Genomic DNA, 20,975 nt, shown 5'->3' with positions numbered 1-20,975 from the left:
AATTTACATCGCAACTATAAACGTTCCCCTTAGGGTAAGGTCAATGCCATTGTGCCGATATTTACCTGACCGTTGAAAAAGTATTCATCCTCTCTTTCATCAAAATGAGATAATTCTTCGACTTTGCAGTTTTTTCTTTAAAAATTATCCAATTAGCTAGCGAAACCTCTATCTGTGTATTTTACTTAAGATAGTGCAACCACGATTCACGGATGATAAAAATGGCTAACAAAAAAAACGTCGAAGCAAACAAGAAAAATACAGAAATCAAAAATAAGAAAAGTAACAAGCTAGAACAAAAGAAACCAACACAAAAAAAGAAGCGCAGACTGCATTCACATCTAAAAGTGAATATCCCACTTTTTCAGTCACTCATGATGATTTTGCCATCATTGGCTAAACACGCTGCTGCAGAAAGTATAGACAATTCCAGCGACGCAGCAGATCAAGTAACCGCAAATAACGTGACCGAAAAAAATGTCACCGATGACCATAACAAGGCGGATTCATCAGCGGTTGCTCTCCAAGAAGCTCAGACGAGTGACAACGACGTAAACTCAACCTTAAGTGCAAGTCATGCCGCCCATGGTTCGAGCTCTCACTTGGTTCCTTCTCATCATTTATCGACGCTTTCTCACCCGCAAGTCCATTACATTCCTTCGGTATCGATGCCGACTATCTCCTCAGGAAGTAACGGTCAGCCGACTCATTCGAATGCGCCTACGACGCCCGCTTTACCCGTCACCTTTATGCCAGAAGTCATAAAAGGTACGTACGGAGAGCTTCATGTTGATGCAAATGGTCAATACACATTCGTATTGAATCCAAATTCTCCTCAATACATCCTGTTAAATCAGCACCAACCAGGTACTGACCATTTTGCGTTACATCTATCTAATGGCTCGAGCATCATTGTCCAGATACCAGTAACAGGTAAGCAAGACACGCCAAGTATTTCTGGAGACTTAACAGGTGTGGTAACAGAAGATCACAATATTGATTCACAAGGCTTGTTACATGCCAACGGCAAAATCGATGTCATAGACCCTGACCAAAATGAAAGTTCGGTTACACCGGAAGTTATCTCAGGTAAATATGGTTCATTAACTATCGATGCTGATGGACATTGGCAGTATCAAGTTGATAACTCGCTCTCTAATGTTCAAGCTTTAACCGCAGCCACTTCATTGCACGAAAGCTTCACTATTCACACCAAAGATGGCACTCCACAAACCATTGATATGACGATCGGCGGGAACGACGACAACGCCGTTATCACAGGTGTGGATGCAGGCACGTTAACTGAAGATTTAACGACACAAGTTCAAGGGCAGCTTTCGGTAACAGATTCAGATCTTGGAGAAGATCATTTTCAGGCATCACAAGTAACTAGCAATTTCGGTACGCTAAGCATCACCAAAGACGGTGCGTGGACATACAATTTAGACAACAATAACCCAGTAGTTCAAAGACTTGGCCAAGGTTCAACTGCGACAGACATCGTCACTGTTCACTCAGCTGATGGTACAGCGCATCAAGTTATGGTTACGATCAATGGCACCAACGACCATGCAGTAATCACGAGTAGTACAGCAAATTCACCAAGTTCGTTTTTCGCTATCGGGACAAGTAATGGCTCAAGCCAAGTTACTGAAGATAAAGATCTAACGGTTTCAGGCCAACTCAACATCACCGATATCGACTCAAAAGAGGCGCATTTTTCTAATTCCGACCTCAAGGGGACACTGGGTACTTTACACCTTAAAGACAATGGCGATTGGACCTACGATCTAGATAATAAAAATTCACAAGTTCAGGCTCTTGGTCAAGGCTCTACAACAACAGACATCATAACCATCCACTCCGCCGACGGCACTCCTCATCAAATTGCAATTACCGTTAACGGCACCAATGATAAAGCCGTGATAAGTGGAACCAGTGCCGGCGCGGTAACCGAAGAGTCCCAACTTCAGACCTCGGGCATACTGACTGTTACGGATGTGGATACCGGTGAAGCGCACTTCGCTACTTCATCCACAGGAAATACCGATATTGCAGGCTCGTTTGGTACGCTTCATCTGACCGATACTGGTTCTTGGACGTACGATCTTGATAACACTAACCCGACCGTTCAAGCATTAGGTAAGGGCTCGACAGCTACTGATACCATCACCGTTCATTCTGCTGATGGCACGCCGCATCAAGTGACTATCACAGTAAATGGCACTAATGACGCAGCTACTGTCAGCAGTGCGACCGTTGCCATCTATGAAACCGACAAAGCGGTAACCACCTCAGGCACACTAACCAGTACTGACGTGGATAACCCAGACAATGCGTTTACGCCGGATTCTATTTCAGGCACCAACGGTGACCTGACTATCGATGCTAATGGTCATTGGGCGTTCACCGCGAACGGTGCGTTTAACCAATTAAACGTCGGCGATAAGGTCGAAGAAACCTTCACGGTGTCGTCTGTTGATGGCACACCGTCCACTATCAAGGTGACAATTAACGGTACTAACGACACCGCAACTGTCAGTAGCGCGACCGTTGCCATCGATGAGACTGACAAAGCAGTAACTACCTCAGGAACCCTAACCAGCACCGATGTGGACAACCCAGACAACACGTTTACTCCGGATTCCATTGCTGGCACCAATGGCGACCTCACCATTGATGCCACAGGCCACTGGGTATTCACTGCCAACAGCGCGTTTAATCAACTAAACGTTGGCGACAAAGTCGAAGAAACCTTTACTGTATCGTCTGTTGATGGCACACCTTCGACCATCAAAATCACTATTAATGGTACCAATGACAAAGCCGTGATAAGCGGAACAAGTGCCGGCGCGGTCACCGAAGAATCTCAACTTCAAACCTCTGGCTCACTGACTGTGACTGATGTTGATGCCGGTCAAGCACACTTCTCCAATACCGATATTGCTGGGACTTTAGGCACCTTACACCTCACTAATTCGGGGACATGGACTTACGACTTAGATAACACCAACCCAACCGTTCAAGCGTTAGGTAAAGGAACAACCGCTACCGATACCATTACTGTTCATTCTGCTGACGGCACACCACATCAAATTACTATTACGGTTAATGGCACTAACGACAAGGCCATCTTTGGCGGTACAAACTCTGGTGCAGTGACTGAAGAATCTCAACTTCAAACCTCTGGTACGTTGACTGTCACTGACGTAGATACCGGCGAAGCACACTTCTCCAACACAGATATCGTAGGCAACATGGGGACGCTGCACCTGACAGATTCTGGTTCTTGGACGTACGCTCTTGACAATACAAACCCTAACGTTCAAGCGCTAGGCAAAGGAGCAACCGCTACCGATACCATCACTGTTCATTCTGCTGATGGCACGCCACATCAAGTGACTATCACAGTAAATGGCACCAATGATACGGCTGTAATTGGCGGTACAAGTGCTGGCGCAGTAACAGAAGAGACACAACTACAAACTACTGGCACATTAACCATTACTGATACCGATAGCGGTGAAGCACACTTTGCGAATACTGATATCCAAGGCACCTTAGGTACATTACATCTAACGGATAATGGCGCTTGGACGTACGACTTAGATAACACTAACCCAGCAGTTCAAGCGTTAGGTAATGGCGCAACCGCTACTGATACCATTACCGTTCATTCAGTCGATGGCACGCCGCATCAAATAACCATTACAGTGAATGGAACTAATGATGCTGCTGTGGTAGGTGGAGTAGATACTGCAAGTGTCACTGAGAAAGCGGCTGGAGATAATATGTCACCAGATCATGCTCAATCGGGTATGGCGACACTTCGAGTTAGTACACTAAACGCTAATGGACATTTATCTGTGATTGATCCTGACTCTGGTCAGTCTGGCTTTGCTGATAATAATGTGGGGTATAACTATCACGGTACATATGGTGACTTAATTTTAAATCCAAATGGCGATTGGAATTACTATGCCGATGCTGGAAGTCTCACTCACATTGGTGGAAGGCCCACGACCAGAGGCTCCGCTATCGATAAGTTAGGTGAGGGTGAAACACTCACAGACACTATCACCGTTCACACAAAAGATGGAACACCACATAATATAGTCATCACTATCAATGGTAGTAACGACAGGCCTTATTGCTCTTCAGAAGTACAACTCAACGCAGGTACTGAAGATACGAGACAAACCATTACAGCTGCACAACTGTTACAAAATTCAATAGATGTCGATAAAAATGACTCTGGACTGCTTACAGTAGCAAACCTTCATCCAGATCACGGCTCGATTTTAGATAACCAAAATGGTACATACACTTTCACACCAGAAAAAGACTATAACGGTAAAGTTCATTTCACCTATGATGTCAAAGATGCACATGGCGGTGTCACTCATACTGGAGCTACCAGCAGTTTAAGTGCTGTTGCTGATAAAGCGGTTATAAGCGGTAGTGATACCGGAACGATTATTGAAGATCATAATGTGGGTCACAGTTCATTACAGCCTGTCGTTGCATCGGGTTTGCTGAGTGTGACAGATCCTGATGCAGGGCAAGACCATTTTCAGGTCAATCTGTTATTAGGAGAACAGGCGATTCACGATCCCTTTGGTGGTTTTTTACGCATTACACCAAGTGGCGCTTGGGGATATGAAGTAGCCAATAGTCGCTTGCAATCATTAGCTGAAGGTGAAGTAGAAAAAGTTGTATATCGTGTTTACTCTGCAGACCACACTGCCCACGATATAACAATAACGGTGACAGGCACCAACGATCAACCGAGCATTACTGCGACGACACTTGCACATGGCACTGAAGATACGCATTACCAAATGCAAGCCAGTCAGTTTGGATTCAGTGATATCGACACAGGCGATACGTTACATTCCATCGCAATCACAGATCTACCATCAGCAACACAAGGTAAGTTTGTACTTGATGGAAACGATGTTACAGCGGGGCAACACATCTCTACAGCTGACATCAGTAAACTTCAGTTCGTTCCTGCGCAAGATTTTAATGGCGATGTTCAGTTTAAATTTACAGTAAATGATGGACATGAAGATTCGTTAGAAGCTACCAATACCCTGCATATTGATGCGGTTGGAGATAAAGCCGCTATATCAGGTGTGGATACTGGCGATGTTTATGAAAACAGAAACCCTGATATGTCGCCAGACTTTGCCCAGCCCGGTATGGCACATTTAACTAATAGTATGATTCATGTTGAGGGGCAACTAACAATCATCGATCCAGATACCGGCGAGAATAGTTTTGATTCTAAGGGTATTGGTTATACCTATCATGGAAAATATGGCCATTTGATTCTTAATACAGATGGTAAATGGTTTTATGGTGTTGCAACCGGCACTGCTGATGTAAATGGTGGATTAACAACAAAGGTAGGATCGACGATTGATCAACTTGGTGCAAATGAGACACTCACTGATACGATAACGATACAAAGTAAAGACGGTACTACTCATGATATTGTTATCACCATTCATGGCGACAACGACCGTCCATACTGCTCTTCAGAAGTGCAGCTCAACAGCGGTAAAGAAGACCTCGCGCAAACCATCACGGCCACCGAACTCTTAGCAAACACTATAGACGTGGATAGCAACGACCTAGGCAAACTCACCGTTGCGAATCTTCACGCTGATCATGGTTCTATTCTAGATAATCAAGACGGCACATACACTTTTACTCCAACCAAAGACTACAACGGCCAAGTGCACTTCACTTATGACGTGACAGATGCTCATGGTGGAACGACTCATACAGGGGCGTCTACCACACTCACCGCTACCCCAGACGGCGCCATCATTTCAGAAGTGACAACTGACCACGTCACTGAAGATGGTTCACACAGCGGCCACAATGCAGGGGTTACAACTGAGCTCGCGAATGGAAGACTACAAGTTGTGGATCCAGATAGCGGGGAGAATAAATTCCAATACAGTCAGTTTGGTGAATCAGCAGTTCACGATCCGTTTGGTGGCATGTTACGTATTGATAGCATGGGCAATTGGGGGTACAGCGTTAATAATGCCAATTTGCAACACCTTGCTCAAGGGCAAACTGAAACCGTTATCTACCGTGTTCATAGTTATGATGGAACGGCATACGAGTTGCACATAGACGTTGTAGGCACCAATGATACGCCAACCGTTACCCAAGTTGCGCTGAGTAACGGCACTGAAGACACACATTACCAAATGCAAGCCAGTCAGTTTGGATTCAGTGATATCGACACAGGCGATACGTTACATTCCATAGCAGTCACAGATCTACCATCAGCAACACAAGGTAAGTTTGTGCTTGATGGACACGATGTTACAGCGGGGCAACACATCCCTACAGCTGACATCAGTAAACTTCAGTTCGTTCCTGCGCAAGATTTTAATGGCGATGTTCAGTTTAAATATACTGTTAACGATGGGCATGTTGACTCACAAGAGGCTACTAACACTCTTCATATTGATGCCGTTGGGGACGCAGCAGTAATCACTGGAACTACAACTGGCGATGTCGATGAAGGGCATGGCACCTATCATGATCGGTCACCAAACTACGCACAGCCTGGGATGGCTAAATTAACCAATGACCCTTTATATACTGATGGCAAGTTAGAGATTATTGACCCAGACACTGGCGAAGCACAATTTGATACAAAAGGCGTAGGCTACTCCTACCATGGCACTTATGGTCAATTAATACTAAATGCCGATGGTAATTGGCATTATAAGGTTACCGTTGGTAGTAACCAACAAAACGTAGCCACAAAGATCGATCAATTAGGCGATGGGCAAGAATTAACAGATACGATTACCATTTATTCTAAAGATGGTACTGCGCAAGACATAGTCATTACCATTCATGGTGATAATGATAGACCTTATATCAGTTCTGAAGTAACACTTTCCACAGGCACAGAAGATACAGCTCTTACTTTCACCAAAGCTGATTTATTAGCCAATACTGTCGACGTGGATGCCAATGACGCAGGTAAGCTTTCCATTGAGAATCTGTTAGTCGATCACGGGTCTGTTGTCGATAACAAAGATGGTACTTATACCTTTACTCCAACCAAAGACTACAACGGCCAAGTGCACTTCACTTATGACGTGACAGATGCTCATGGTGGAACGACTCATACAGGCGCAAACACGTCTCTTGCTGCTGTTAATGATGTCGCCACATTTGCCGGTGACTCCAGCAGCATAAAAGAAGATACAAACATTCACCACAACGCGCATATCACGGGGTCAGCAACTATTCCAGATGCCCTTTCTTGTCATGGGCACCTGATTGTATCTGACGCTGATGGTCATGGCGAAGCTGCATTAGATCTTAAGGGGCAACCGAAAATATCTCTGGATGGAACCTACGGTCATTTCGACATCACTAGTACTGGGACATGGGTTTATAAAGCAGACAACAAGAGTACGCAGATTCAAGACTTAGACAATGGACAAACACTCACAGATAGCATTGAAGTCACATCAAAAGATGGTACCAAGCATTCAATAACCGTCACGATTAATGGGACCACCGATGATCCTGTTCTACACAGCCTCAGTGATTCTGGTGTTCAACATAGTGGTCCAGTTGAAGGGAATCTACTTACTGGCTCTGGGACGGATCAAGGATTGAGCGGTGCAGCAACAGACACCGATTCCAACGCACATCTGGTGTTGCAAGATATTCAAATAAAAGACCCGGTGTCAGGTTATGTCGCGGTAAGGCCGGGGCAACCACATACTATGGCCGGTATCGGTACACTCGCGATCGAAGCGAATGGTCATTATACCTTCACCCCGGAAGCTGGCTTTACAGGTAAAGTGCCAAGTATGGTTTATCGCGTCGGCGATGATGGCGGTAACCCAATAGGAGACTCTTCTCAAAATTCTCTCTCTATTGAAGTCACCCCTCCCCTGCAACATGCGCCAACGGTTACAGCGCAAACCGTTTCTACAAATGAAGACATCACCAGAACCTTTACAACCAGTGAATTTGGTTACAGTGATCAAGATGGTGACGCCCTGCAGTTCGTGACTATTAGCAGCATACCGAGTCATGGATTATTACTCTTAAACGGTAATGCCGTAACCGCCAACCAGCAAATCAGTAAGGCAGACTTAGACGCAGGTCATTTAACCTTCACGCCAATCAGTAATGAAAATGGTGCAAACTATGCGCAATTTACATTTACTGCAAATGATGGCCATCAAGATTCAGCAAGTGCAACGATGGTAGTGGATGTCAATGCAGTCAATGATGCACCTATCGTTGGATCGAGTTTTATTAGTTCTTTAGAAGATAAGCCTCATGCGTTCACCACCGCAGACTTTAAATACTCTGATATTGATGGAGATGCGTTAAACCACATCACGATTACCAATGTCGCCCATGGCGTGTTATCGCTGAATGGCACCACAGTGAATGTTGGTGATGACGTCAGCGCCTCCGATGTTTCATCACTCATCTTCACCCCAACTCACAACTATTTTAGTTCTGGTGTCAGCGGGCTGGGTGCGGTGCAATTTACCGCAAACGATGGCCAAGCTGATTCAAAAGAAGGGTCAATATTCATTAACATTGCTAATGCCGCCGACCCAGCAACATTCGGAGGCGATTCCACAGGGGTAGGTCAAGAAGACATGACACTTCAAGCGTCAGGTACGTTGACATCTAGCGATCCAGATGGAACTACAGGCTTTATTGCCGTTCAAGGTGGTGCTGGGATAGTAGGAAGTAAAGGTTATGGGCATGCACACATTGATAGTAATGGTCACTGGACTTACGACCTTTACAACAAACACCCAATCGTTCAACAGCTTGGCGAAGGTCAGACAGACACTGAAACCATTACGGTTCAATCTGCAGATGGTACGCACCATGACATCGTGGTCACTATTACCGGAACCAATGACGCACCGATTCTCGGCGTTAACCAAACATCATCAACAGCAGGTACATTAACAGAGACAGATGTAGACGTTAATGACACTCATATGTTCTCTGTCGTCAGCTCAACAGGGCAATTCGGTTCATTGTCGGTCGATCCAAATACTGGTGACTACGTCTACACACCAAATACGTCTATCACAGGGATGAGTTATAACTCTGCCACCAACTCCTATCATGGTGTCGATGTATTCGAAGTAAAAGTCAGTGACGGCCATACTGAAGATTCGAAATTCATCACCTTTGATGCCTCGGGACATGTCACCATGTCACCAACGGGTGGCCTAGTCATATCAACCACAGTACCTCAACAACCTACGGTTACAACGACACTACCAACCGTGCAAATGGTCACCAACGTAGCGCCAACCAACTCGGTGACATTGGATTTGGCATCAACGAGTGACTCGGGTTCGTCGAACACTGACAATCTTACCAACGACACTACGCCAACGATTACCGGACACACTGATATTCCATTCTCGAAAGTCACTATTTACGATGGTTCAACACCCGTTGGACACGCGGTATCAGATGCTTCTGGCCAATATAACGTTGTAGTAAGCAGCTTACCGAATGGCGATCATAATCTATCCGCCAAAGCATTGGCTCCTTCATCAGTGCTACCGGCTACATCTTCGCTTCTTTCCGTCCATATAGATACACAAGTACACGTCGGTATTCAAACAGACCCAATTACCGCCGACAATGTGATTAATGCTCAAGAATCCAACAGCTCCATTGACATCACCGGATCCGTTTCTGGCGATTATAATGCAGGCGACATTGTGACTTTAGATGTAAATGGGACACAGCATACTGGCGTGGTCGATGCAAAAGGACACTATTCAATTGCCGTACCTGGCAGTGAACTCATTGCCGATGCTGACCAAAAAATAGAGGCATCAGTAGCGGTAACAGATACCGCAGGTAATAGCGCTCATGCCACTGCAGATGTTACTTACCAAGTTGATACACAGGTTAGCGTTCCTACGATTACCTTTGAAAACGCAGGGGCAGACAACTTATACAGCAAAGCTGAAATCGCCCGAGGACAAGCAAACACGATCACAGCAACCGTTACGCCTCCTGGTGATGCCAAAATCGGAGAGCATCTTGTCGTTAACGGACAAGATCATGTATTAGATGCTCATACTCTGCAGCATGGAATACAAATTGAAGTTCATCCCGGTTCTAATGTACAAGCAACAATGACTGACGAACACGGTAATACCGCAGGTAGCCAAGGTTTCGCTGCAAGCGCTATTCCTGAACCTATCATTGTCAGACCACCATCGGGAAGCCACCAAGTGTCTGGCACACTTGGGGTACCACCACTGTTACCATCTTTAACTCCGGTACCAACAGCACAAAGCGGTTGGCGAATCCATTTACCTAATGGACAGTACGTCACTAGTCATCATGGCCAATACGGGACATTAACTATTGATCCTCAGACCGGTCATTTACATTATCAAGAGCAAGCCCAAGTTCACACGGGCCCTCATGGCAGCGCTTCTGGTATAGGTCAACATGAAGATAAATTTGAAGTGGCATTGCAAGGGACAAATCAAGATGAAGTTGTCGCCCATGTGAATATCCAGATACTCAGTCATGGGCCAGGAAATAGTGGAAAGCTGACAGTTGGAACTGAAGTGGTTGATATGACAATCACTCCTGTCGTCCATACATCACACCCTGCTCCACCACCACCGCCTCCTGTTCAACATGACGAGCCAGACATGGCTTCGCAAGCCGACTTTACGGTCACACTAAGCGATGATAGTAATCTGGATTTAACCCAGCAGACCCATCAAGAACCCGAACAGAAAACCAGCCACCATGGTGCAGCAGCTTATCTGGATGCATTGGGCATCAAACCCGATGCGACATCGACAACGGTTCACGATCAACCTGCGGATATGGATATCGTACTTGCACAAGTCGACCAACAAGATGCAACAACACATGACCAAGCGCACTTGGATATGTCAGACGCGTTGGAACACCATGATGCGAACATCAACCATAACCAAGATGATGAGCACCATCACCACAACGATATCGATGGGTTACCGGACATTGATCCAAATAGTTAACGCATAAAATGCCAATCACTAAAACCAAAAAAGGAACACTATTTAGTGTTCCTTTTTATTTCTATTCTCTTTTAAATTTCAGTTATAACTTTTAACTATAAAACAAACTAACGCTCCCCAAACGCGACACTCACGTTGGTATAAATCGGTTTCCATAAATACTGGAATACTGACTTCTCACCGGTTGTAATATCTACCTCGCCCGTCATACCTGGCAAGATAGAAAAGCTCTCAGGATTATCACGGAAATAGGGAACATCCACCGAGACGACGACTTCATAATAGATCTCGCCACGCTCGCTTTGACTTGTGGTCGGTGAAATACTCTCAACCGCCCCTTTTAGCGCCCCAAAGCGGCTGTAATCAAACGCATCAATCTTGATACGAGTCGGCTGCCCTACACTCACAAAACCAATATCTCTTGGCGACAAACGAGCTTTAAAGTCGGCTTTCCCACCAACAGGAACAATTTCAACCACAGTGCCACCCGGCTGAATAACACCTCCGTTCTTTGTACTTGGCAGGCTTTGCACCAAACCTTGTAGCGGCGACACTAACATGGTGTTGGTCAGTTTCGCTTGGCTTGAACGTACTCTGGCGTTCAGGGCTGACAAGTCAGAGACGGCTTTAGAACGATCATCGCTCACTTTAGCTTTCGCCTCGGCCAGAAGCTGTATGATTTTTTGGTCATTACTGTCAGCTTGTCTAATCAATACCGACTTCTTGCCACGAGCTTCTTCAATTTTCTGCTCAATACTGGCCAGTTTTTGACGCATTTCAAGCACACGTAAGCGTGAAATGTTGCCCGATTTATAACCCTTTTCTAGTATATTCAACTCTTGCTTAGTCGCATTCAACTCTTTCTCATAACTCGGCAAGGCCTTTTCTACACTACGAAGCTGCTCTGCAATTTGTTCGCTCTCTTTCTCAAGCACCACACGCTTTTGGAAGTAGAGGGCTTTTTGCGCGTTCAGCTGCGCTTTTTGTTGGCTGACGATCTCTGGGTAATCGACCTCAAACTCAGCAAGGTTAGGCTCACGCTGCTCAAGCAGCGCATTCATACGTTCCACACTGGCTAGAAGCGTCACTTGTTGGGACTTTAGCTCTTCAAGGGCGGTACGCTGGAAAGTGGCATCAAACTCAACAAGCGGCTGGCCTTTCTCAACCAACTGCCCTTCTTTAACGAGAATTTGCTTTAACTTCCCGCCAATCGCGCTTTGTAATACTTGCTTCTCGCCTTCCGGAATCACAGCACCTTTGGCTTTGGCGATTTCATCAACTTGAGTGACTACAGACCAAGTGGCAAAAGCAATAACACATAAGGCAACCGACCATGTGGCCAGCGCCAATGTACGAGCCGTATTTTGTGATTCAACAAGTTCACCGTAGCGCTTGCCCTTCTCGATAGATTGTTTAGTCATTAGCGACTCCTTGCTTAGACTTTGATTGTTCTTGTTGGGCTGCATTTTTTTGAGCAGACGCCTCTTGAGTTGACGGCTGTAGCTCTTGAGATAACGGTTGCTCAGATAACTGCGGTTCTTGAGAAGCTTGAGGCTCTGAAGGCTGTTCCTGCTTCGAAGACTGCTCCGGCTCTAATGGACCGGCATAAACCACTGCACCTTCATTTAATACCACCACTTTATCGGCAAGCTTGATTAAATCCGGATCGTGGGACGTGTAAATCACCGTTGCTTTTCCTTTTTTCGACTGCACAAACTCACCAAATATACGTTTAGCATTTGGGTGAGCATCAGGCACAGGATTATCCATTAAGAACATTGGGGAGTCATAAACCAGCGCTTTTGCATCAATGAGGATCTGCGCGACGCTGCCAGACAACATGTCAAAAAGGCTGTCCGGCTGAATACTGCTGATGGAAGTATCGAGCCCACCTGATAATGTCTCGAACCAACGCTTTCCGCCCACCATTTCAATTGCAGATATCATTTTCTTATCTTCGACTTTGTGACCGTCGTTTAGCCACTCTCGAATACTCAGCGTAAGCAAATCAGGATATGCGGCTCGAATAAAACACCAGTGGCGATAAAGCTGCGGATCGTATTGAACGAGGTTAACGCCTTCAAGCTCGACCATGCCATTTTGGATAGGCTGCAAGCCAGACAGCACTTCAATTAATGTTGATTTACCGCTCCCAGAAGGGCCGGTAATCGCGACAATTTCACCGGCTTCAATATCAAAACTCACACCGTTCAAGGCCGGGCGACTCTGTTTGGGATAGCGCAGTGTCACTTGGTCTAATTTCAAGTTAGGCGCTACCACAGGTAACGGGTGATGCTGGTAACTGAATTCACGCTCAGACGGCTGAGACAAAATACGGTTCACTTGCAGCTTGGATTGATTAAAGCTATTAAAACGCATAGCGCTGTTTGCCAACACCTGAGCTGGGCCAGTCACCTTAGATATCAACATCATTGAAGCAATCAAACCACCGGGCGTCATCACTTGTTCAAAAATAAGTCCTATTCCTAACCCCATCACGGCGAGTGTCGACCCCACACCAATGAAATAGTAAATCGAGGTGTACCGGCTCTGGAGAACCGATTGATTAAAGGTCACTGTTGAAGCAAGAAGATTGGCCTTTTTGAAACGTTGAATCCAGTGCTCTGAGAATCCAGCACTGCGAATAAAGGCAAGCTTGGATGACAGCTCATTAGTCATGTTTTGACGATTCGTACCTGCCACTGTCGATTGCATAGAGCGCTTGCTGCTAGAGCGTATCGAGCGTTTTGCTAGCAAGTAATAAAGGATTAAAGAGACGACTGGAACCAGTACCAACCACCCGCCTAAAACACCTATCGCAAGTACAAAAATAAGAATGAATGGTAGGTCAAATAACGCATTTCCTAATGGCCCCGATAGCACACCTGAAATACGCTCTGACAGCATCACTTGGTTTTGCTGACTAGAAGAAGCTGTTTGCTGATTTTGAGCATAGCTATTACGAAGCAGACGCTGCACGAGGGATTGAGAAATCTCACGACTTACTCGGTTGGAAACTGAAGCAAACACTCGGCTACGTAATGTTCTCAACCAACCCATCATCACAAACAACAACGCCGCGCCAATGGCGATACCTTGCAACTCATGCCCTGCATCACCACCAATCACATGGTCATAAATCGACATCGTGATGAAGGGAACAGCAAGCGCAAATAAGTTAGTGATAAAGCTGACCAATAACAATTTAGGAATGATGGGACGAAACGCATGTAACCTTTCGCCAACCCAATCAGGAGAGGCCTTCTCTAATGGTGGCCCTTCGATAACAATACAAAACTGAGGGATATCGGTGATGTCGTCATTGGCATTAAAGGCAACAAATTGCTTGGATTCTAAATGACCAGAGACCAGCTCATGTTCACCAAGTACCAGTAAGACCAATTTATGTTCACCAACTTCATCTAGGTTGGCAACCAAGCGATAAGGCAGTGCAAGCCTGTCTAACAAGGCAAACATATCGTCGATTGATTCAATGCCATTTTCATCGACCCATTGATGTGCGAACAACTGGATATTAGCATTAACTTCCAACTGCTTAAGAACGGAAAGGCTCTCGGTTTCTAAATGATTCATCACCTCTTGTCGACCGCTGGTATCTGCACGGTTGTTCGTACCTGAAGGGTTACCAATATCTAAACGATTCATACGATAGCCTCCTGGTTGCTCTCGCTGTCGACCGTAATAGCTCGACTTTCCACTGTAATGATTCGATTAGCCAATTCGCGAAGCTTCGAATGGTAGCTCACCATCAGTATCGTGCGTCCTGCCGTTACTTCTTCTTCCAACACCTTAGCTAGATTCCCAAGGGCGTCTAAATCAAGTGAAGAATCCGGCCTTTCCAACATGATTATGGGTTTATCACTTGCCAATTGAGCCGCGATATTGAGCATTTTCACGTTACCCATACTCAACAAAGAAGCACTCGTATGGCCAATTTGTGTCTCGAGCCCATCGGGTAATCGAGTAATCTCTTTGGTTAAACCCAAACGCTTTGCATAGTCACTGGCGCTTTGCGTTTTCTCAGGGTCAAAGCCACACAAGTTGTCGAGAATAGTACCCGACACCAACTGCCCTTTAACGCCACAGTAGGCCACAATATTGGTTACGGATGCGATTGAAACTGCAGCTCCGTTAATGAAGCACTCACCCGCTTTTAGATCATCAATACCTGCAATCGACGACAATAAATGACTGTTGGTGTGGCGATCTTCACTCTCTAACAATACCAACTCACCTTTATTCAGTGTCACATCTGCATGAGAGAGTTCACCATACCTTTCAACGGTCGCTTGCTTGATTTCCAACGTATCAAAGTCAGATAAGTGGTTCTCAGCATGCTCAGAATCTGAAGATTCCGATAGTGATAAGTCACTCAATTTTTCTATTGCCTGATTGGCACTGTGTATTGAATTAAGCTTGATTCTAACCCCAACCAGAGCACTCAAAGGCGCAACCGCTCTGCCAGATAAGATAGAACATGCTGCCAAGCCACCAGTAGTTAACTGACCATCCAACACCCATAAGCTGCCAGTGATCACGAGTAAAACTGACGTGGCTAATGCAGCAAGCTGAATACATTCTTGGGCGAAGGCGTTCTGTTCTTCTTCTCTCGCTTTAGACTGAGAGCGAACATTATTGAGGGATTTAAACTGATTGAAGATTCGAGACTCAACAGCCTGGCGTTTGATTCCCTGAATGGTTTGGCTCAGTAAAATCAAGAACGCTTTTCGCTCCTGCTCATCTTGGGAAGCTTCTTCACTTAAGCTTTTAACGCGAATAGAAGATAACCAAACGATTCCGAGAGTAATCAGCCAAACTGCCAAAGGTATCGCCACCAGCTCACCGCCGATGTAAGCCACCAAGCCCAAGAAGAACAAGGCAAAAGGCAAATCAATAAAGCCTGCAATCACACCACCGGAATACCAATCTTTGACTTTGGATACAGAACCAAGCCCCTCTTCCACGCCGCCAACACCAATTTGGCGGAGATGGCCTGATGAAGCCGTTGTTACTCTTTCAACCAAGGTTTGATAGGTCGCTTTCTCGGTATTGCTGGCCGCGGCTGACAAAAGCCAAGTACGCACAAACCGGATCAATGCTTCCATGGCAACAGCCAACGCTGCACCCGCCAACAACAAAGTGGCAGTACCGTAACTTTGGTTAGGTAAAATACGATCGTAAATTTGTAAAACCGTTAACGGAACGGCGAGAGAGAGAAGATTTATGAGTAAAGAAGGCAGTAGGACTTTCCCCACCACCCCTTTGTTTTTCATTGAACTTGCGGGCATACACAATCCTTATCCATGCTTATGAAATAAGATTGGTACACCATGTTGAGTATTGCAAGGTAACGGACTGATTTAACGTGTTTTTCAATATAAATATGACACAGATCTTTCTACACAAATCTGTGGCTATACCCGTACCTTAAAAACGCACCTTACAAATGCTCGTTACAAGCGCTCCTTACAAACAATTGTCGTAATCCGTTATCGCCTGCTTTAACTTTGAAAAGTCTGAGTTACATAAATACGGTTTCAGCGCTTCAAATTTATCTGAGGGCCACTCGTATATTTTGAATGAAATGAGCTCGTCAATAACGGACTCATCAAAGCGGTATTTGACGACTTTAGCTGGAGAACCACCGACAATGCTGTAGGGTGCGACGTCTTTAGTCACCACACTATTCGCTGCAACTACAGCGCCTTCGCCAATCGTCACACCGGGCATAACCATCGCTCGCATGCCTAACCACACCCCATCTTCAATGTGAGTGTCACCTTTGCCAATGTAGGCATCGTCGATGACATCCATAAATGGATACAGCGAAAACCAATCAACTCTGTGGGTATGGTTGCCCCCCATCAAAATCACGACCTCTGCGCCAATACAGACATAATCGCCGATATAGAGTTCGTCGATTTTCCATCGTGGCTCCCACTGGCGGCTGACTTCGTCGCCGTGTAAATAACGCACTACCGATTGTTCAAAACCATTATCCCAGCAATCGCTGTAATAACTGTGTTGACCTTTTACATGAATATTGGGGTTGGTTACGACTTCATGCAGCAACTCGAATTTGGACCAATGCTTCTTTTGCATTTTTACCTCTGAATGATCTATTTAGTTTTATTCGTTAACTATCAAAATGTTCGACGATGCAAATCCAAGGTGCACAAACTAACGCCCTATAAACACAGGGTTCACTGGGATGAATAGTGAGTATCACGCTTAAATCATAGCAATGTCGCTAAAACTAAAGAGACGTCAGTGGATTCGAGGTTGCTTAAGAAGAGGAAGTAGTTTCAAAGTTTGTCCAGTTTTTATCGATAACTTGGTTGGATAATTTACAGGCGTAGTGTATCTGTTTAGTCGCACCCATTTGACAGGAAGATGTGATTACTAAGGTTTCAAATTTCGTTTCGTAGAATACGGCATGAACAAGAGCCTGCGCGATTACACAGGCTCAAACTTAGACTCGGCTATAAATTTCGGCTCACGCTTGGAGTTGGGCTCAGCGACTACATACGTGCAAGCTGTACTTTTCTGTCTTTATTCACCACGCAAAAATTACCGCGCTTAGTACGACACTTAGAGCATCGTTCGCATTCAACAGGGCTTCTATCCCCTTCCTTCCAGCGCTTAACTAAATGGGGTTCAGAAAGCAGCGGTCTTGAAAGCGCGAAGTACTCAATGCCCGTGTTGTTTGCAATCGCTTCTATAGCATCAAAATCCGTTAGGCCGCCAACCGTGATCACCGGGATATTAACGTCTTGGCTGATCGCGTGACCATACTCATGGAAATAGCCTTCAGCTTGAATGGTAAAACCATCGTGCGACTCGCCAATCATAGTGTCTGCTTTGCCATGAATATTGCCTGACACGACAATGCCATCCACACCCACTTGTTCAAGCTTTTTACAGACAATACGTGTTTCCTCAAAGGTGACGCCACCTTCAAAAAACTCGGATGCCGTGAGCTTAACTAAGATAGGGAAATCATCACCCACCAGCTTACGTGTCGCGGTATAGATCTCTAACAAAAATCTCATGCGGTTTTCTAAGCTACCGCCGTATTCATCTTCACGTTGGTTGTAATAAGGGCTTAGAAATTGGTTAATCAGGTAAGTGTGAGCGGCATGAATTTCAACGCCATCAAAACTTGACTTCTGTGCTCTTAATGACGCTTGAGCAAAGGCATCAACAATGTAGTCGATCTCGCGTTTGGTCATCGCTTTGCCTAGTGTTTGAGTTCCTTTTTCTGGAACCTCACTTGGTGCGTAGATGACTCGTTCACCAAGATCATGTGTGGTTTTGGTGCCACCATAAGCCAACTGCATCACGATTTTAGAGTCGTTGTCGTGCACCAGCTGAGTCAGCTTCTGATACTCTTCGATGAATGAGTCGTTATACATACCCATCATGCCCGCATTCGGCTTTTCTTCTTCAACGATGTTCGCGTAACCCGTCACGATCAGGCCGACTTCACCTTGAGCCAGCTCTTCATAGATAGCGTACAGTTTATCTGTCATATGCCCGTCTTCGGTAGCCATATTTTCCCACGTTGCACTTCTAATGAAGCGGTTCTTTAGTGTCATCTTGCCAATGTGGGTTTCTGTAAACAAAGTGCTCAAGTCTTATCCTCATTAAATCTTTATTATGTTTGCCCATTTTAAAAGACAAAAGAGAACCACTTCTTATTCACAAAGTGACTCTCTTTTGTCCATTACTGAATGGGCGTTGATTTATGCGGATAGTACAGAGAATAAGGCGAGGAAAACTTAATCTAGATTAAGAGAGCAGTACTCTCACATGAGAAAGAGATAGAAAGCAGCAGAAAGAGATAAAAAAGATTGGGAAATAGAATAAAAGCAAGTCGCTCAGTTTTAATAAGCGACTTTGTTCAATTTAATCTGGACTAAGTTAATGGTTCTTACGAGAGGTGTCCACCTGCGAATTGCTGCCTGCTAACAGCTATTTAAACTCATAGGTGTAAGATGCACCAACACTGTTGTTCTCTCCAAAATCATCCTCAGCAAAAATTGTGAAGAAATTGAATGATTGAGCATCACTCAATTTATAACTCGCACCAACGCCAGTCCAATAGCCAGAGTAATCGTCAGAACCCATTGAACCACCACCAAAGCCCATGATAGACCATTCATCGGTTATCGTTTTTAAGCCAAACGCTCCGATATAACCACCATGTGTCGAGCTCGGCATCAATACATAATCAGAACCCACATTCTCATCATCGAATACGGCTACTTCACCATCGTTGTAGCTGTAACCAGCCATTGGGAAGATTTGCCAACCGAACGGCTCAATATCGAAATAGCTCAGTGGTATAAATGTGCCAATACTGTAGTTGTTCTTATAAGCATCGTTATCATATTCAGAACGGCTAAAGTTGAAATTCACGATACCCATAGGCAACAGCCATGAACCGCCTAATCGCCACTCTTCGCCGTCCGCATTGACACGAGCGTTGATCATTCGCGCTTCATCTAAACCGATAGAGCCTGAGAACTGCAAATCTTCGTTATAAGCAACGCCCGCTTTGGTCACGATTTTAGTCGGATCATCAGGGTGCTTCTCTTCAGCAAAAGCCCCCATCGACCCGAACGTTGCAGCAGCAACAAGTAATAAAGTACGTAATGTCATTAGAAGGTCGCACTAACGCCAACAAAGTGGATACGGCCATCGAAAGAACCATTGAGCAAGTTGCGCCCTGTAGGTCCATCACGATTCATCTCAACCGAACCTAAGTCCGCGTATTCGTAGAACACATCGATCAAGATATCATCCCAATACGTTGAAGCACCTACAGAGTAGCGGTACTGTTCGCCTACAGGGAGGTCAACCCATTGCATTGACGGATCGTCTTGTGGTGATGTTTCGTAAGAGAAGCCAGCTTTTAGACGCCAATCTGAGTTAAGTTGATAATCAGCACCAACCGCAAATTTCCAAACATCATCCCAGTCACGATCGATCTGGAGCCCCCCTATTTGGGTTCCAAAATCGAGAACAGTAGTATCCCACTCACTCCAACGGTGCAACTGAATACTCGCCAACAGGTCAAGCTGTTGGTTCAACGCATAGCTCGCACTTAAGTCAATAATTTCTGGAACTACAATATCTGTAGATAAAGAGTTCAGTAGTCCGATATTTGTTGGACCTTTTACGTCATTATTGAACTCATGTTCTAGCTTCGAACGGTAACTCGCACCCAACTTAAGCTTATCTGTCGGGGTATACATCACGCCAAGGTTATAGCCGTATGCCCAATCTGTGTCTTGTTTGACGGTCAACGCAGATGTTGACTGTTGTAATGCAGCCCAACTCAATTGAATACCTGCGCCAACAGACCATTGGTCATTCAGCTTATAACTCAGTGATGGATTCACTTGCATTGCGGTCAGAGTAATTTCTTCTAGAAGGGCTGCACCTGCCCAATCGCTACCGTAATCAAGGCTTGAGCCACCGACAGCGCCAAGTGCTATACCAAGGTGCAGTTGTTCTGTTACTTGATGCGCGTGGAAAGCACCAAATGAAGGCAACACTGAATGGCCTTTACCATCACCGCTAGAGTCTTGGTTGTCTTGATATTTCATCTCAAGGTCAAACGCCATGGTATTGATAGTCGTTTTGCTTTCGCCCATGTGAGACATGGTTGCTGGGTTGGTCCACATCGCAGCAGCTGAACGAGAGTAAACACCGTCACCGGCACCAGTTGTACCGGCATTGGCGACGACAGCTTCTTGTAAAAATAGACCACTTGCGAAAGCATTTAAACTTGTAAAAATTGCGGTGGCAGCTAGCGAGTAAGTAAAAGTTTTGTTCATCAGATTGCTCATTTAGCCTTAGACATTA

Annotated in this window: 8 protein-coding genes; 1 reads left to right on the top strand and 7 read right to left on the bottom strand. The window is 45.3% G+C overall.

Going from position 1 to position 20,975, the window contains the following annotated elements; all coding sequences use genetic code 11:
• Positions 1-221 precede the first annotated feature (221 nt).
• Positions 222-11,081, top strand: coding sequence for a VCBS domain-containing protein (locus ACED59_RS19690; RefSeq protein ID WP_371731376.1), 10,860 nt, complete (start codon positions 222-224; stop codon positions 11,079-11,081).
• A 107-nt stretch (positions 11,082-11,188) separates the two neighbouring features.
• Here ACED59_RS19690 and ACED59_RS19685 read toward each other — a convergent pair whose 3' ends face one another.
• The 7 genes from ACED59_RS19685 to ACED59_RS19655 form a co-directional block, all read right to left on the bottom strand.
• Positions 11,189-12,502 carry an HlyD family type I secretion periplasmic adaptor subunit gene (locus ACED59_RS19685; RefSeq protein ID WP_017098437.1) on the bottom strand — a complete coding sequence of 438 codons (1,314 nt, stop codon included), beginning with the start codon at positions 12,500-12,502 and terminating at the stop codon, positions 11,189-11,191.
• Positions 12,495-14,747, bottom strand: a complete 2,253-nt coding sequence (locus ACED59_RS19680) for an ABC transporter transmembrane domain-containing protein (RefSeq protein ID WP_017098438.1) — start codon at positions 14,745-14,747, stop codon at positions 12,495-12,497. The genes ACED59_RS19685 and ACED59_RS19680 overlap by 8 nt, the downstream gene beginning before the upstream one ends.
• Complete coding sequence (locus ACED59_RS19675) at positions 14,744-16,390, bottom strand: ABC transporter ATP-binding protein (protein ID WP_017098439.1); 1,647 nt, start codon at positions 16,388-16,390, stop codon at positions 14,744-14,746. Before ACED59_RS19675 ends, ACED59_RS19680 begins: the two co-directional genes overlap by 4 nt.
• A 178-nt stretch (positions 16,391-16,568) precedes the next feature.
• Complete coding sequence (locus tag ACED59_RS19670; protein WP_017098440.1) at positions 16,569-17,204, bottom strand: CatB-related O-acetyltransferase; 636 nt, start codon at positions 17,202-17,204, stop codon at positions 16,569-16,571.
• Positions 17,205-17,623: 419 nt separating this feature from the next.
• Complete coding sequence (locus ACED59_RS19665; protein ID WP_017098441.1) at positions 17,624-18,736, bottom strand: NADH:flavin oxidoreductase; 1,113 nt, start codon at positions 18,734-18,736, stop codon at positions 17,624-17,626.
• A gap of 340 nt (positions 18,737-19,076) precedes the next feature.
• The gene (locus ACED59_RS19660; RefSeq protein WP_017098442.1) at positions 19,077-19,766 is read right to left on the bottom strand and encodes a hypothetical protein; all 690 of its coding nucleotides are present in this window, start codon (positions 19,764-19,766) and stop codon (positions 19,077-19,079) included.
• On the bottom strand, positions 19,766-20,947 hold the full coding sequence (locus ACED59_RS19655) for an OmpP1/FadL family transporter (protein WP_017098443.1): 1,182 nt from the start codon (positions 20,945-20,947) through the stop codon (positions 19,766-19,768). The genes ACED59_RS19660 and ACED59_RS19655 overlap by 1 nt, the downstream gene beginning before the upstream one ends.
• Positions 20,948-20,975 lie beyond the last annotated feature (28 nt).

The sequence above is a fragment of the Vibrio sp. FF266 genome, assembly GCF_041439695.1.
GTDB classification, from domain to species: domain Bacteria; phylum Pseudomonadota; class Gammaproteobacteria; order Enterobacterales; family Vibrionaceae; genus Vibrio; species Vibrio tasmaniensis_A.
Note: the sequence above shows the minus strand (reverse complement) of the source record. Positions and strands in the feature narration are given on the sequence as shown.

Coding starts and splice junctions, on each gene's coding strand:
- ACED59_RS19670 (WP_017098440.1), bottom strand. CDS start 17,204: ATGCAAAAGAAGCATTGGTCCAAATTCGAGTTGCTGCATGAAGTCGTA.
- ACED59_RS19690 (WP_371731376.1), top strand. CDS start 222: ATGGCTAACAAAAAAAACGTCGAAGCAAACAAGAAAAATACAGAAATC.
- ACED59_RS19655 (WP_017098443.1), bottom strand. CDS start 20,947: ATGAACAAAACTTTTACTTACTCGCTAGCTGCCACCGCAATTTTTACA.
- ACED59_RS19685 (WP_017098437.1), bottom strand. CDS start 12,502: ATGACTAAACAATCTATCGAGAAGGGCAAGCGCTACGGTGAACTTGTT.
- ACED59_RS19680 (WP_017098438.1), bottom strand. CDS start 14,747: ATGAATCGTTTAGATATTGGTAACCCTTCAGGTACGAACAACCGTGCA.
- ACED59_RS19660 (WP_017098442.1), bottom strand. CDS start 19,766: ATGACATTACGTACTTTATTACTTGTTGCTGCTGCAACGTTCGGGTCG.
- ACED59_RS19675 (WP_017098439.1), bottom strand. CDS start 16,390: ATGCCCGCAAGTTCAATGAAAAACAAAGGGGTGGTGGGGAAAGTCCTA.